The 13,567-nt window shown below is 70.4% G+C and carries 10 protein-coding genes; 2 read left to right on the top strand and 8 right to left on the bottom strand.

Annotation, left to right across the window (positions count from 1 at the left end):
* Position 1: 1 nt before the first annotated feature.
* The 4 genes from ACH4FH_RS13510 to ACH4FH_RS13495 all read right to left on the bottom strand — a co-directional run bounded on the left by ACH4FH_RS13510 (position 2) and on the right by ACH4FH_RS13495 (position 6,369).
* Positions 2-1,540: a fibronectin type III domain-containing protein gene (locus ACH4FH_RS13510; protein ID WP_398555948.1), complete on the bottom strand. Its 1,539-nt coding sequence runs from the start codon at positions 1,538-1,540 to the stop codon at positions 2-4.
* 88 nt (positions 1,541-1,628) lie between these two features.
* A complete protein-coding gene (locus tag ACH4FH_RS13505) occupies positions 1,629-3,200 on the bottom strand; it encodes an oligosaccharide flippase family protein (RefSeq protein ID WP_398555947.1) in 1,572 nt (523 codons plus the stop codon).
* Positions 3,197-4,873 (bottom strand): lipopolysaccharide biosynthesis protein, encoded by a 1,677-nt coding sequence (locus tag ACH4FH_RS13500; protein WP_398555946.1) that lies wholly within the window; start codon positions 4,871-4,873, stop codon positions 3,197-3,199. Before ACH4FH_RS13500 ends, ACH4FH_RS13505 begins: the two co-directional genes overlap by 4 nt.
* A complete protein-coding gene (locus ACH4FH_RS13495; RefSeq protein ID WP_398555945.1) occupies positions 4,870-6,369 on the bottom strand; it encodes a hypothetical protein in 1,500 nt (499 codons plus the stop codon). Before ACH4FH_RS13495 ends, ACH4FH_RS13500 begins: the two co-directional genes overlap by 4 nt.
* A gap of 187 nt (positions 6,370-6,556) precedes the next feature.
* Here ACH4FH_RS13495 and ACH4FH_RS13490 point away from each other — a divergent pair, with 187 nt between their 5' ends.
* The gene (locus tag ACH4FH_RS13490; protein WP_398556074.1) at positions 6,557-7,780 is read left to right on the top strand and encodes a glycosyltransferase; all 1,224 of its coding nucleotides are present in this window, start codon (positions 6,557-6,559) and stop codon (positions 7,778-7,780) included.
* A gap of 45 nt (positions 7,781-7,825) precedes the next feature.
* On the opposite strand, the gene ACH4FH_RS13485 is transcribed toward ACH4FH_RS13490, so the two are convergent.
* From ACH4FH_RS13485 to gmd, 3 genes are read right to left on the bottom strand one after another with little or no spacing between them, the layout of a single operon-like run.
* Positions 7,826-8,950 carry a glycosyltransferase gene (locus ACH4FH_RS13485; protein WP_398555944.1) on the bottom strand — a complete coding sequence of 375 codons (1,125 nt, stop codon included), beginning with the start codon at positions 8,948-8,950 and terminating at the stop codon, positions 7,826-7,828.
* Positions 8,947-9,483, bottom strand: a complete 537-nt coding sequence (locus tag ACH4FH_RS13480; RefSeq protein WP_398555943.1) for a putative colanic acid biosynthesis acetyltransferase — start codon at positions 9,481-9,483, stop codon at positions 8,947-8,949. The genes ACH4FH_RS13485 and ACH4FH_RS13480 overlap by 4 nt, the downstream gene beginning before the upstream one ends.
* Positions 9,480-10,493, bottom strand: a complete 1,014-nt coding sequence (gene gmd / locus ACH4FH_RS13475; protein WP_398555942.1) for a GDP-mannose 4,6-dehydratase — start codon at positions 10,491-10,493, stop codon at positions 9,480-9,482. Before gmd ends, ACH4FH_RS13480 begins: the two co-directional genes overlap by 4 nt.
* A gap of 176 nt (positions 10,494-10,669) precedes the next feature.
* Here gmd and ACH4FH_RS13470 point away from each other — a divergent pair, with 176 nt between their 5' ends.
* On the top strand, positions 10,670-11,614 hold the full coding sequence (locus ACH4FH_RS13470) for a GDP-L-fucose synthase family protein (protein WP_398555941.1): 945 nt from the start codon (positions 10,670-10,672) through the stop codon (positions 11,612-11,614).
* A 249-nt stretch (positions 11,615-11,863) separates the two neighbouring features.
* On the opposite strand, the gene ACH4FH_RS13465 is transcribed toward ACH4FH_RS13470, so the two are convergent.
* A complete protein-coding gene (locus ACH4FH_RS13465; protein ID WP_398555940.1) occupies positions 11,864-13,228 on the bottom strand; it encodes a sugar transferase in 1,365 nt (454 codons plus the stop codon).
* Positions 13,229-13,567 lie beyond the last annotated feature (339 nt).

Below are 13,567 nucleotides of genomic sequence, written 5' to 3'. Positions count from 1 at the left end.
ATCAACTCTTGGCGGTGACGTAGACCGGGCCGTTGCGCCCGGAGACGTTGGTGCCGTCGGTGACCTCGATCGAGTAGCGGTGCTGCGTGCCGGGATCCACGGTGTCCGTGAAGCTCATGTTGGGCCGATTCCAGTAGCGCGAATCCTGGTTGCGCGAGGTCAGATAGACGCCGTCGCGGTAGATCTTGTACGTCAGGACGCCGTTGTCCCGGTCCCAGGAAGCCTTCCAGTTCAGCGTGATCTTGCCCCGGGAGGAGCTCGTCCCGCTGAGGATCGGCACCTGCGGGGCCCCGGTGTCGGGCGCGGCCGCGAACCTCGTCAGGCCCTGCTGGGCCTTCTCGTTGACGGTGGTGAACTCGCCGCCGGCCCACAGGATGCCGTCCGCCATGGTCAGCGCCCGCGGGCCGATCTGCTCGCCGATGCCGTCGTTGGTGTCCGGGAACCACGGCAGGATCGTCTTGTCGGAGATCGACTGCGCCAGGAAGTGCTGGCGGTTCTCGATGTCCGGGAAGCCGCCCGGGGTGGAGGAGCAGTTGTGCGCGTGCGAGCCGCTGTAGAGCACGCCCTTGTACGGCAGGACGGCCTGGGTGGCGCCCAGGCAGGTGTCCTTCCAGACCTGCGAGCCGTCGGAGAGCCGGCCTGCGGCCCGACCGTCGAAGACACCGCCGCCCGATCCCTCGGCGCCCAGATAGAAGTTCGTGCCGTCGTTGACCAGCGCCTTCACGGCGGACCTGTTGGGGATCCAGCCGGTGAAGCTGTGAACGGTCTTGCCGGTGGTCGCGTTCAGGCCCGCCAGCGCGTGCACGCCGAACAGGCTGCCGTTGACCGAGGTGAAACGGCCGCCGATGATCACCTTGTTGAGCTGGGGCGCGACCGTGATCGCATTCACCGCGGGCGTGGGGTCGTTGGAGACCGACGAGCCGCGGATCGTGGCCTTGAACGGCAGCAGGTCGCCCGTCGGCCGCAATGCGGCGATCCGTTCGCGGGTCTGCCCCTGCACCGTGTCGAAACCGCCGCCGACGTAGACCGTGTCGGCGGTCACGTCGATGGCCCGCACGGTGGAGCTGACCGTCGGCTTCCACGCCGAACCGATCGTGCAGTCCGCGGTGTTGAGGGTGGCGGTGTTGGACCGGCCGACCGATCCGGCCTTGCTGAACGAACCTCCGAGGTAGATCAGCGAGCCGTCGGGCGAGGCTTTCATGGCCCGGATCGTGCCCGTCCCGCCGGTGAAGGCCGGGGCGCACGACAGCGGTTGACCGGTCTTCGCATCGAATGCCGCGAAGTTCGTACGGGCCAGCTCACCGGTGCCGGGAGCGGCCCCCGGCGGCCGGATGTGTGTGAAGGTGCCCCCCACATAGACGATGCCCTTGGCGTACGCCATGGCCCAGACGATGCCGTCGGTCTGCCAGGTGCTCAGCGGATCGGCGGTCAGCGTGGGCTCGCCGGCGGCCTGCGCCGGCCCGGCGGCCATCACCGTGGACGCGGTGCCGAGTACGGCAGCGGCGAGCAAGAGATTGATGTGTCTGCTTCTTTGGCGCACAGGTCCCCCCTGGAAGCACAGCGCGATCGAAATTGACAGGATGAGAAGCGGAACCGAGATGAGTTCTGTGCGGAAATGGGCCCAGCGTTCATCGCGAGTTTTCCGAGCTGCGCTTGCGCAGCGCTCCGAAGAACTCCCCTACCCCCAGCGGCAAACGATAGCGCCAGACGGAGGCGCAGAAAGCCCCAATGGCTAAAACAATTCCCAAGGACGCACCTAGCGAACTATCGCCGAAAAACGTCCGCATGGCGAACGCCGGCGGCGCCACCACGCCGACGCCGACCAGCGCCGCCCCCAGATAGCCGCGGTCGACCGTGCGGAAGCCGAGGCGGTAGCGGACCAGCAGGGCCGACGCGACGTTGTCCACCACGATCGCCAGACCCCACGACACCGCCGCACCCAGCACCCCGTAGCGCGGAACCAGCCACACGCCCGTGCCCAGCTGAACCAGGAACGCGGCACCGGCGACCCAGAGATTCCAGACACTCCGTCCGGCCATCAGAATGACGGTCTGCGCGTTGCCGGCGCCGACGTTGATCAGACACGCGGCGCAGAGGACCAGCAGCCCCGCCGCGCCACCACCGAACCCCGGTCCGAAGAGCGACAGCACCGTGCCGGGGAAGCAGGCGAGCACCACGAACACCGGCCAGGAGAAGAGAGCGATCCATCGGGTCGAGACCCGGTGCAGGTGATGCGCCGCGGGCTCATCACCCCCCGCGAGCAGCCGGCTGATCTGCGGCGCCACCGCCAGCCTGATCGCGAGTTGCAGCAGCGTCCCGGCGGTGACCAGGCGCCCGATCGCGGTGTACACGCCCGCCTGAGCGCTGGTGCCCAGCACCGACAGCAGGATCACACCGATCCACACCGCGGCGATGTCGAAGACCGACGAGGCAGCCCGAGGAGCGGCGAAGGCCCAGAATTCCCGCGCCTGCGACGGTGGCCGCGAACTGCCCGGATGTGCCCGGCAGGACCGGCGCAACGACAGACCGGCCGCCACCGCCCCCAGCAGACCGGGTGCCAGCCACGCCGCGGAGACACCCACCACGCTCGGCGCCAGCAGCACCAGGGGGAGCGCGAGAAGGACCCGGAGCACCGGCTTGCCGATCTGCTCCACGCCCACGAACGGCACCACCGAGCCGAAGCCCCGGGTGGCGCCGAGCAGTACCAGCGACACCGTCGTCACCGGAAGGAACACCGCGAACAGCCGCAATATCACCGTGGCTCGGCCGGGGTCCAGGTCGGGAAGCAGCCAGCCGGCGAGCCCGGGGGAGAAGAACATCACCACCGCCCCCGCGGCGCTCGCCACGAGGGTCGGCACCACCGACGTCCGCAACAGCCCCGGCACGCCACCGCCCCCGGTCACCTCCAGATCGCGGGAGACGAAGCGGACCAGCGCGGTGTCGGCCCCGAGCTTGAAGGCGTTGCTGAGGATGGTGAACGCCGCTACTCCCGTGAAGACCGCACCGGCCCCGCGCGCTCCGAGGCCGTGCGTGACGACGGCGACGAGGGCGAAGCCGAACAGGGCGTTCGCGGCCGAGCCAGCGAGGCCGAACGCGCCTCCGCGCGCGGTCGTGGCGACTCCGCGCCGCCCGGCCGCGCCGGTGTCGGGGCGCTGCTCCGCCGGCGCCGCGCCGGACCCGGCGGGACCGAGTGCCGTCATCCGCGCAGTGAGGTGGAGTCGACGTCGGCGGGCGCCCCGCCCATCGGCGGGTGGCCCGCCCGAGGTGGCTGCGGCGTGACGACCGGTGCGGCAAGAGGCGCTCGGGCGTGGTTGCGGCCGTGCTTGCGCTGCGTCGGACCGCCGTCCGTGAGACCCCGCAGCGGCCGCCGGTGGCTGCCCTTGTCCAGAACCGCGCCCAGGATGTGCCCGCCGGCCCCGGTGATCAGCTCCCACACCCGGTCCAGGTCGTCCCTGCGCACCTCGTTGAGATCGCAGACCACCACCACGCCGGCCGCCTGCTTGGCGACGGCCAGGCCGTCCGCGTGCGAGAGCAGCGGCCCGGTGACGACGACGACGTTCTCGTTCGGATCGGTGGGGGTGCTCAGCAGCCGGGCGAAGTCCGGGGAGGACAGGGCACGCGCAGGGTTCGGCACCTCCCGGCCGGGCAGCAGGTCGAAGCGTCCGTCGACGCCGGCCTCCACCGCGAGCCGCTCGCCGTCGGACCAACTGCCCGGCACCGGTCGGCCGTGACCGGGGCGCAGCGGGAGCCGCCCGGTGAGTTCGGGGGTGCGCAGGTTCGCCTCGACGAGCAGGACGTCGTTGCCGATCTCCGCGAAGGCGCCGGCCAGATTGACCGCGACGGACACGGCGTCCGCATTCTCGCGGGGGGCGACGATCAGCAGGCTGCCGCGTCCCGCGAAGCGCTGGTCGTGCACCAGCCGGAAGGCGATCGTGCGATAGGCCTCGGCGCGGTTGCCGCGCCCGGCCCGGCCGACCTCCAGCAACGCCTCACCACCCCGTCGGCGCGGCAGTATGCCGAGCACCGGCGCGCGGAGGTTGTCCTGGACATCCGCCACCGACCGCACCCGCGGCTCCAGAACCGAGCGGATCCAGGCCGCCAGGATCCCCAGTGCCAGGCCGGCCACCGCGCCGGCGAGCATCAGCAGGGCAAGGCCGGGACTGGACGGGAAGGCCGGCGGGTCGCCCTTGCGTACGATGTCGCCGGGCGTGGTGTCGAGGGACTTCAGGCTGGAGATCCGTCCCTGCAGATCCGCTATTTCCGAGATGATGTTGCTGCGCTCGGACTCGTCGGTGGCCTGCGCCGTCCCACCGCCGGCGTTGGCGATGCGGCGGTCCAGCACCTTGCGCTGGTCGGTCAGCGGCTTCAGCTCGTCGCTGAGCTTGCTGACGGTGGTCTCGATCCGCTGCGTCGCGGCGTTCTGGCGGTAGTCGAGATACGCGTGCACGAACGCGTTGACCAGTGCCGCCGCGCGTCGCGGGGAGTCCGCGCTGTACTCGAACATCAGGGTCTGGGTCTCGGGCGGGTTGCTCACCCGCAGATCGCGCTGGAGCACGGCCGGCTCGGCGGTGTCCCCCAGAGCCTTGGCCGCGGCCGCGGCGACCGACGCGCTCTGCGCGATCTGCCGCTCGGTGCCCATGCTGATCTGCTTGTCCACCGAGACGCCGCCCGCCTCGAACGGTGCGGTGCTGATCGCATGCACCACGACCTCGCCGGTCGCCGTGTAGGTCGAGCCACCGAACAGGTACACCGCGCCGCCGCCCAGCATGCCCAGCACCAGGCCGAGCAGGAGCAAGGCGCGGTAGCGGAAGAGCTGGCGCAGTTGATCACGCAGCTGGTCCGGCTCCTCCGAGGGCTCGTCGAAGACGCTCACGTACGTGCTCCTCCTGTGGGTAACGGCACAGCGACGGCGCGCGCATCGGCAGCGGGCGCGCACACGGACTGCTGTCCGGTGGGCGGCGGGAGTTGCCGCCCCGGTTTGCGGGTGATCAGAAGCGGGATGAACAGCAGTAGTGCGAGCGGGCCCACGATGGCCATGAGGCTGCCGCGCAACAGGACGAGTTGGTAGAAGCCGAACGCGGGCACCAGCAGTGCCGCGAGTGTGCCACGATGCCGCCGCAGCCGGTGCCGGATGTCATCGATACGCCGCCCCACCGCCCCGATCAGGGCGAAGACCCCGACCACCGAGGGAAATCCGGCCCACATGTACGTCTCGATCCACAGGGGCGCGGAGAGGTTCTCGAACGTGTAGCCGGCGTGCCGGGCGAGCTGGATGCCCGCGTCGGCCGGCTTGCCCGGCCATGCCGCGCGCGGCACGAAGAACAGCGGCGGACCCAGCGCGGAGGTCGGCGTGAACCCGCGCGTGCGCACGTAGTCCATCCCCGTCTCGATCTGCTGGAAGGCGTCGTAGTCACCGTTGGACGTGAACTGCTCGGCCAGCGAGAGGACCTGGACGGGCTCGCGCTTGTCGTAGCGGAAGTAGTCGCTGTACGGGAAGACCACCAGCACCACGGCGGTGACCGCGGCCGCGCCGATCCGGAACGCCCGCGGCCCGCGCAGCCCGGAGGCGCTGAAGACGAGGGCGAGCAGCACCGTCCCGGCCCAGAAACGCGGCTGGCTGATCGGGTTGTTGACCACGGCGTTGACGACGATGAGCAGCGGCAGCAGGATCCAGCGCACGCCACGCAGGGTGCGGTCGCCCGCCCGGAAGCGGGGTACGTGCACGAGGGCCACCAGCGCCCAGAAGGCGGGCACCGAAAGCACCCACGCCGCCATCGCCCGGTCCGCCGACCCGGACGGCGCCGCCTGTGCCGCCGCCTCGTTGGCCGCCTGCCGGCTGAGGAAGAACGCCGACAGCCCGCCCTGGCCCGGAATCAGCACGACGGCCAGCAGCAGTGCCACCCCGCACAGCAGCAGCACCCGGCCGGACGTCAACCGTCGCGCGAGAACCGGTTCGAGGAACGTGGAGGTGCGGGCGGAGCGCCAGGACGCCAGAGCGGAACCGGCACTGTAGGCAAGAAGTCCGGTTTCCACCACGGCGGTTGACAGGAACGCGGTGTGCGCGTCGACGACGAAACCGCGGGGATACGCGTCCGTGGCGAGCATGGCCAACGGGGCGAGGCCCAGCCATACATAGGTGAAGAGCCAGAACCCGAAGGCGATCACCCGCGCCCGGACGTCGGTCAGCACCCGCGCCAGCGCCGTGCCCGAGTGCACCACCACCACGCCCTGCACGGCGAGCGCCGCGCCGAAGCGGGCGTCGAGCGAGTGCAGGATCAGCACCGGCAGCAACACCACGAACAGCAGCGTCCAGCAGCAGAGCGCGGCGATGCCGCGTGCACGCACGACAGTGCGCGGCCCTCCGGGCATGAGCGGCCCACCTCCCCCCAACTCCCCACCAACGTCCACAATCTAAGGGACGTCGGGTCACAAGGTCGTCTTCGGGACACAATCGCAATCCAAATCGCGGTCGCGGGCATCCGCCGACTCCTACGATGACCGCACAGCCAGAGGGGGCCCAGTCGTGGAAAACTCGTTAGCGGGCCGGTGCGTGCTCGTGGTCTCGACCAACTACGCACCCGAACACACCGGCATAGGTCCGTACTCGACCCAGATCGCCGAACACCTCGCCGCATCGGGAGCCGACACCCACGTGCTCGCCGGGATGCCGCACTACCCGGCATGGCGGGTGGGGGAGGGCTATGCGGGCAGGTGGCGGATGTGCGAGGTCCGGGGAGGGGTCACGATCCACCGGCGGCGGCACACCGTTCCGCCACGTCAAACCGCCCTGCGCAGAGCCTTGTTCGAGGCGAGCATCCTCACCCACGGCATCCTGGCGCCGCCGCGGGTCCGTCCCGATGTGGTCCTCACGCAGATGCCCAGCCTGGCCGGGGGCGTGCTGGGCGACCGTCTGGCGCGGCGCGCCGGCGTACCGCATGTCGTGATCGTCCAGGATCTGATGGGTGCCGCCGCCGAGCAGAGCGGCATCCAGGGTGGCGGCAGGGTCGCCGGCCTGGCCGGGGGGCTGGAAGGCAGAGTGCTGCGCGGGGCCACCGTCGTGGGAGTGGTGCACGAGTCGTTCGTGGACCGTGTCACGGCGATGGGCGTGCCGCGTGAGCGCGTGCACGTGGTGCCCAACTGGGCGCATGTGAAGGGGCCGAGCGGAGACCGCGCGCTGACGCGGCAACGGCTGGGCTGGTCCGAGCGGGACACCGTGGTGCTGCACGCCGGAAACATGGGGCTCAAGCAGGGACTCGACGTTCTGGTGGAAGCCGCCCGGCTCGCCGAGCAGGAGGGCGCCGGCGTACGCATGGTGCTGATGGGCGACGGCAATCAACGAGAGCGTCTCCAGCAGCTCGCCGCGGACGTCCCCGCACTGTCGTTCCTGCCGCCGGCCGACACCGAAGAGTTCCCGGAGGTGCTGGCCGCCGCGGATGTGCTCGCGGTGACGCAGAAGGCGTCCGTACTGGACATGAGCCTGCCGTCCAAGCTGACGTCCTACTTCATGACAGGGCGGCCGGTGATCGCGTCGGTGGCCGCCGAGGGGGGCACCGCGAAGGAGGTGCTGCGGTCGGGCGCCGGATCGGTGGTGGCGCCCGAGGACCCCAAGGCGCTGCTGGCGGAGATCCGTTCGCTCGCCGACGACCCGGAGCGCGCCTCCCGGCTGGGGGCGCACGGCCCGCGCTACGCAGAACGGCAGCTCAGCAGCCGGGCCGGTCTGGACCGGATCACCGCACTCCTGCGCCTCGCGCAGCGCCCCGCCGGAGGGGACGGGTCGTGATCCGCCGGCGGCTGCGGGGCATCCGCCCGGCAGCCGCCGACAAGGTCACTTCGCGGCGGGCCGGCTGACGGAGGTGTACCACTCCGCCAGCCGGTCGGTGACCGCCGCCAGAGAGAACTCCGTGTCGACGGCGTTCAGGCCCGCCCGGGTCAGGCGTTCCCGCAGCGGACGGTCCTCCAGCAGCCGCAGCACCGCGTCGGCCAGCTGCTCCGGTGAGCCGTCCGTCACCAACGCCGCCTCCCGGCGCTGGAGTTCGGCGGCGATGCCGCAGCTGTGCGTGCACACCACGGGTGTGCCCACCGCCAACGACTCCAGCACGCTCATCGGGAACGGCTCGTCCACGCTGGGCAGGACATACACGGTGGCCCGTGCCGTCCGCTCCACCGCGGCGTCGTGCTCCAGCGCACCGCCGTACGTCACCGCGCCGTCGAGGCCCTCGCTCGCGATCAGGCTCCGGACCTCGGCCAGCCGTCCCTCGTCCGATCCGTGCAGCGTGAACGACACGTCGGGGCGCTTGCGGTGCACCAGTGCGGCCATACGCACGAATGCCTCGGGGCGTTTGCGGGTCTGCAGCCGGGCGAGGAAGAGCACGTCCGTCTCGCTGCTCTCCGCAGTGTCGGCTCGGGCGCGCACCCCGTTGGCGAGCCGGACCAGACGCGGTCCGTCCCTGCCCAGCACCCGGCGCAGCCCTGCTTCCTCCTCCTCCGTCAGGACCAGGGCGGCGCGCGCCCTGCGCAGCAGCGGGACATACACCCTGTCGAAGAGCGCGGCCACGACCGACCGGCGAGGCTGGACCATCCCGTGCGTCTGCACCAGGAAGGGGCGGCGCCGCAGCACGGCCACGGCGAGCGCCGCGAGCGAGACCAGGTCGCGCCCGGCATGGATGTGCCACACATCGGACCGGCCCGCCCGGCGCCAGAGAGCCGGCAGCAGCGCCGGGTGGAACAGGCCGAGGAACCCCTGTCCCGGCACCAGCGTGCGGGCCCGGAACGCGCGCAGCGGAACGTCGTCGACCGTGCGCGGGGGCGCTTTCCGCCCGCGCCACAGCGAGACCAGCTCCACATCGTGGCCACGCGCGGCGAGTTCGCCCAACTGCCCGGTGGCCACACTCACCGGCCCCCCGTACGCCCCGTCATCGCTGACCAGGGTGACGACATGGGTGATTTTCATCCTCGGCCCCCGGTGGTCAGGACGTCCCCCGGGGAGACATCGTGGTGGGCGACCGCCCCTGCGCCGACCACCGCGCCCGCCCCGACGGTGACGCCGCGCAGCACGATGGCGCGGGCGGCCACCCACGCTCCGGCTTCCAGACGGATCGGGGCGTTGTCGAACTCGAAGGTGGGGGAGCGGCGTTGGTGGCTTCCGGTGCACAGGACGGCGCCTTGGGACACGCAGACGTCGTTCGCGAGGCTGATCGGCTCCAGGTTGATCAGCCAGGCATCCTCGCCCACCCAGACGTCGTCGCCGACGGTCAGCTTCCACGGCCACTGCACGCGCACCCGGTGGCGGATGAGCACCCGGTCCCCGATACGCGCACCGAAGGCGCGCAGCAGCGCCGGCCGCAGGCGCGGCGGGAACCACCACTTCACGAACAGCACGTTGAGCGCGGCGAACCAGGCGGCCTGCATCAGCAGACCGCGGCCCTTGTCGTAGCCCGCGCCGCTGAAGCCGCGCAGCCGGCGGGCGGTGACGGGCGCGGTCATCGGTCCACCCGCACCCGGTGGCCGGCGAGTTCGTCCTCCAGCTCGCGGACGTCGGACTCGACCATGATCCGGGCGAGTTCGTCGAACTGCACCTTCGCGGACCAGTCCAGCAGGCTCTTGGCCTTGGACGGGTCGCCGATGAGCGCGTCGACCTCGGACGGACGCTCGTACTTCGGGTCGAAGCGCACGCTGCGCTCCCAGTCCAGCCCCACCGCGTCGAAGGCCGCTCGCAGGAAGTCCCTCACGGTCGCGGCGACACCGGTCGCCACGACGTAGTCGTCCGGCTCGTCCTGCTGGAGCATCAGCCACATGGCTTCCACATACTCCGGCGCGTAACCCCAGTCGCGGACGGCGTCGAGGTTGCCGAGGTAGAGGTGCTCCTGGAGGCCGGCCTGGATGCGGGCCACCGCGCGGGTGATCTTGCGGGTGACGAAGGTCTCGCCGCGGCGGGGGCTCTCGTGGTTGAAGAGAATGCCGTTGACCCCGTAAAGACCGTATGCCTCGCGGTAGTTGACCGTCGACCAGTACGCCATGACCTTGGCGCAGCCGTACGGGCTGCGCGGATGGAAGGGCGTCGACTCGTTCTGCGGCGGCGGGGTGGCGCCGAACATCTCCGAGGAGGAGGCCTGGTACACCCGGGTCTGCACGCCGCTGGCCCGGATGGCCTCCAGTAGCCGCAGGGCACCCAGGCCGGTCACGTCACCGGTGTAAAGCGGCGCGTCGAAGGAGACCCGGACATGGGACTGGGCGCCGAGGTTGTAGACCTCGTCGGGCTGCACGTCCCGCAGCAGGTTCACCAGTGCGACACCGTCCGACAGGTCGACGTGGTGGAGCAGCAGCCGCCGGTCGGGGGTGTGCGGGTCCTGGTAGATGTGGTCGATGCGCTCGGTGTTGAAGCTGGACGAGCGTCTCATCAGCCCGTGCACGGTGTAGCCCTTACTCAGCAGCAATTCGGCGAGGTACGAACCGTCCTGGCCGGTGATACCGGTGATGACAGCGGTTTTTGACATGGCTTCCCCCCACGAGAAGTGATGCGCTCAATGGTTGTTCGGTGAATTCCCCTCCGCCGGAGATCTCCGGCGGAGGGACGCTACCCGCTCGGTGCCCGGCGGTCGAGAGCCGAGAGCGGCAGGCATTTCCTGAAATGGCCGGTGGACGTATCGGGTTGACTGGCACAATCCGCGCCATGGATGACTTGCTGCCCACACCCGCACGAATCTTTGTCGCAGGCCACCGCGGTCTGGTGGGATCCGCCGTGGCCCGGCGCCTGGCCGCGAGCGGCTATGAGGTGCTGACCCGCACCCGCACCGATCTCGACCTGCGCGACGGTGACGCCACCGCCGCGTATCTCCGGGCGGCCCGGCCCGATGCCGTCGTCCTGGCCGCCGCGAAGGTCGGCGGCATCATGGCCAACAGCACCTACCCCGTGCAGTTTCTCGAGGACAACCTGAGCATTCAGCTCAGTGTCATCGCCGGAGCCCACCAAGCGGGGGTGCGCCGGCTCCTCTTCCTCGGATCGAGCTGCATCTACCCCAAGCTCGCCGCCCAGCCGATCACCGAGGACGCGCTGCTGACCGGGGCGTTGGAGCCCACCAACGAGGCGTACGCCATCGCCAAGATCGCCGGCCTGATCCAGATCCGCTCCTACCGCCGGCAGTACGGTGCCTCGTTCATCTCCGCCATGCCGACGAATCTGTACGGTCCCGGCGACAATTTCGATCTCGCCACCTCGCATGTGCTGCCGGCGCTCATCCGCCGCTTTCACGAGGCGAAGGAGAAGGAACTGCCGGACATCACGCTCTGGGGCACCGGAACGCCCCGGCGCGAGTTCCTGCACGTCGATGACCTTGCGGCCGCCTGCGAGCTGCTGCTGCGCGGCTATGACGCGGAGGAGACGGTCAACGTCGGATGCGGCGAAGACCTGACCATCGCCGAACTCGCCTCCCACGTCGCCTCCGCCGTGGGCTACGAGGGCCTCATTTCCTTCGACCCTTCCCACCCTGACGGCACACCGCGCAAGCTCCTCGACATCAGCCGGCTGCGTGCCCTGGGCTGGGCGCCGACCATTCCGCTCGCCGAAGGCATTGCCCGGACCTATCAGGCGTGGCGGTCGGAGCCGGCACCGGTCTGATCCCGCCGTGCCCTCGGGGTGCGGTCGGCGTCCGCCCAGTGGCAGGACACCGGCCGCACCCCGCGGCCTACTGTGGCTGGACGAGTGAGTCCGAAGTCCCGCCTGCCGGGAGGCGCGAGGCGCGAGCGCGCCCCGCGTCGTCGGTCGCCGACGCTCCGCGTCGACGCTCTCAGCCGCCTGGCGACCGCACGCACCAGGACCCTCCCGGCCCACCCGACGGGCGGACGACGCGACGTCGAACTCACTCATCTAGTACGCACCGCGCCCGTCCACCACGGCACGCAAGGTGCGCACCAGTACGTCGATATCGCGGGCGTAGGACCAGTTGTCGACGTAGCTGAGATCCAGCGCGACCGTCTCGTCCCAGGAGAGATCGGACCGTCCGCTGACCTGCCACAGTCCGGTGAGCCCCGGCTTGACGGCCAAGCGGCGGATCTCCGTCCCGTCGTAGCGCTCGACTTCTTCGGGGAGCGGGGGCCGCGGGCCCACCAAGGACATATGGCCGACGAGGACGTTGTACAGCTGCGGCAGCTCGTCCAGGGAGAAGCGGCGCAACAGCCTCCCCACCCGTGTCACCCGCGGGTCCCGGCGGATCTTGAACATCGCCCCGTCGTGCTCGTTCGCCGCCTCCAGCGCGGCCCGCATCCGGTCGGCGGTGACGACCATCGTGCGGAACTTCCACATACGGAACGGCAGTTGATCCCTGCCGACCCGGATCTGGCAGTAGAACACCGGGCCCGCGGAGGAGACCCGTATCGCCGCGGCCACCACCGCGAAGACGGGGGAGAGCAGCACGAGCAGCAGCAAGGCCCCCAACCGGTCGGTGGCGTGCTTCAGCAGCACCGGAAATCCGCGCCGCGCCGCGGGGTCTATGTGCATCACCGTCAGGCCCGCCGCCTTGGCCAGCCTGACGCGGTGCTGTGAGACGTCGATCAGGCCGGGAAGAATGGCCAGATCCCGGCCCTCGTCATGCAGGGCCCAGGCGAGGCGGCGAATCCGCTCGGCCGTCATCTGCCGACCCGGCGCCACGAAGACGAGATCGGCGTCGAGTTCGACCGCGCTGCGCAGCACGGTCTGTCCGTCGTCCGCCCCTTCCGGCGCGGCACCGTCGACGGCGAGCCGGGCAGGCAGCGGCAGCGCCGCGTCCGTGGCGCCCTCCCCGACGAGGCAGCTGCCGACGACGATGTACTCGTGATCGGTGCGGTGTGCCAGCTCGGCGAGCACGGCATCGACGGCGCCCGACTCCCCGACGATCAGGACGCGGCGCAGCCCTTGTGCCTGTCGGCGAATGGCCAGCAGATACCGGTGCATGAGCTTGCGCCGGACCACGGTCACCACCAGACAGGGCAGCAGCGCGAGCACCCAGACCTCGGCAGAGATCTCGACGCGCGCCGCGAGACAGGCGACGGCGAACACGCCCACCGTGGTGAGCCAGTCCCGGAAGACCGGTAGCACCGACCCGCTGTCTCCCACCGAACCCTTGACGTAACGATTCTTTGCTGCTGCTACGGCGAGCCATGCGGCGCCGGCCAGTGTCGCGGCGAGCAGCGGGTGCGGTTGCCGGGTCGCGGCGCAGAGCACGCCGACCGGCACTGCGGCACCCAACACGTCCACGACCAGAGCAAGTTGGAGCAGTCCCCGTAATGCCGGCCTGTGTCTACCTCTCTTCTCGTGTTCCCACGCGCGGTGCAGCTTGGCTGTCCCGGCGGGTGACTCGATCACCCGTGATCCGGCAGCTTCGAACAACCCCATGGCCCCCCACTTGGTCGTCCCCAACTCTTACGAGGCGGTGGCGAGCCCCCAGCTCGCCACCGCCTCGGTATTGGACGTGAACGCTAGAGCACGGTGCGGGCACCTGCTGCGGTTTACCTATTTTGAGTGTTCTTGTGTCCCGTTGTTTACATCTACTGACAAATATGAGCCGACTTCGGGCTGTGTCCGTCTGGCAGCCGT

The sequence above is a fragment of the Streptomyces sp. NPDC017993 genome, assembly GCF_044328065.1.
In the GTDB taxonomy this organism is placed as follows: Bacteria; Actinomycetota; Actinomycetes; order Streptomycetales; family Streptomycetaceae; genus Streptomyces.
This window is presented reverse-complemented; position numbering and strand designations above follow the sequence as displayed.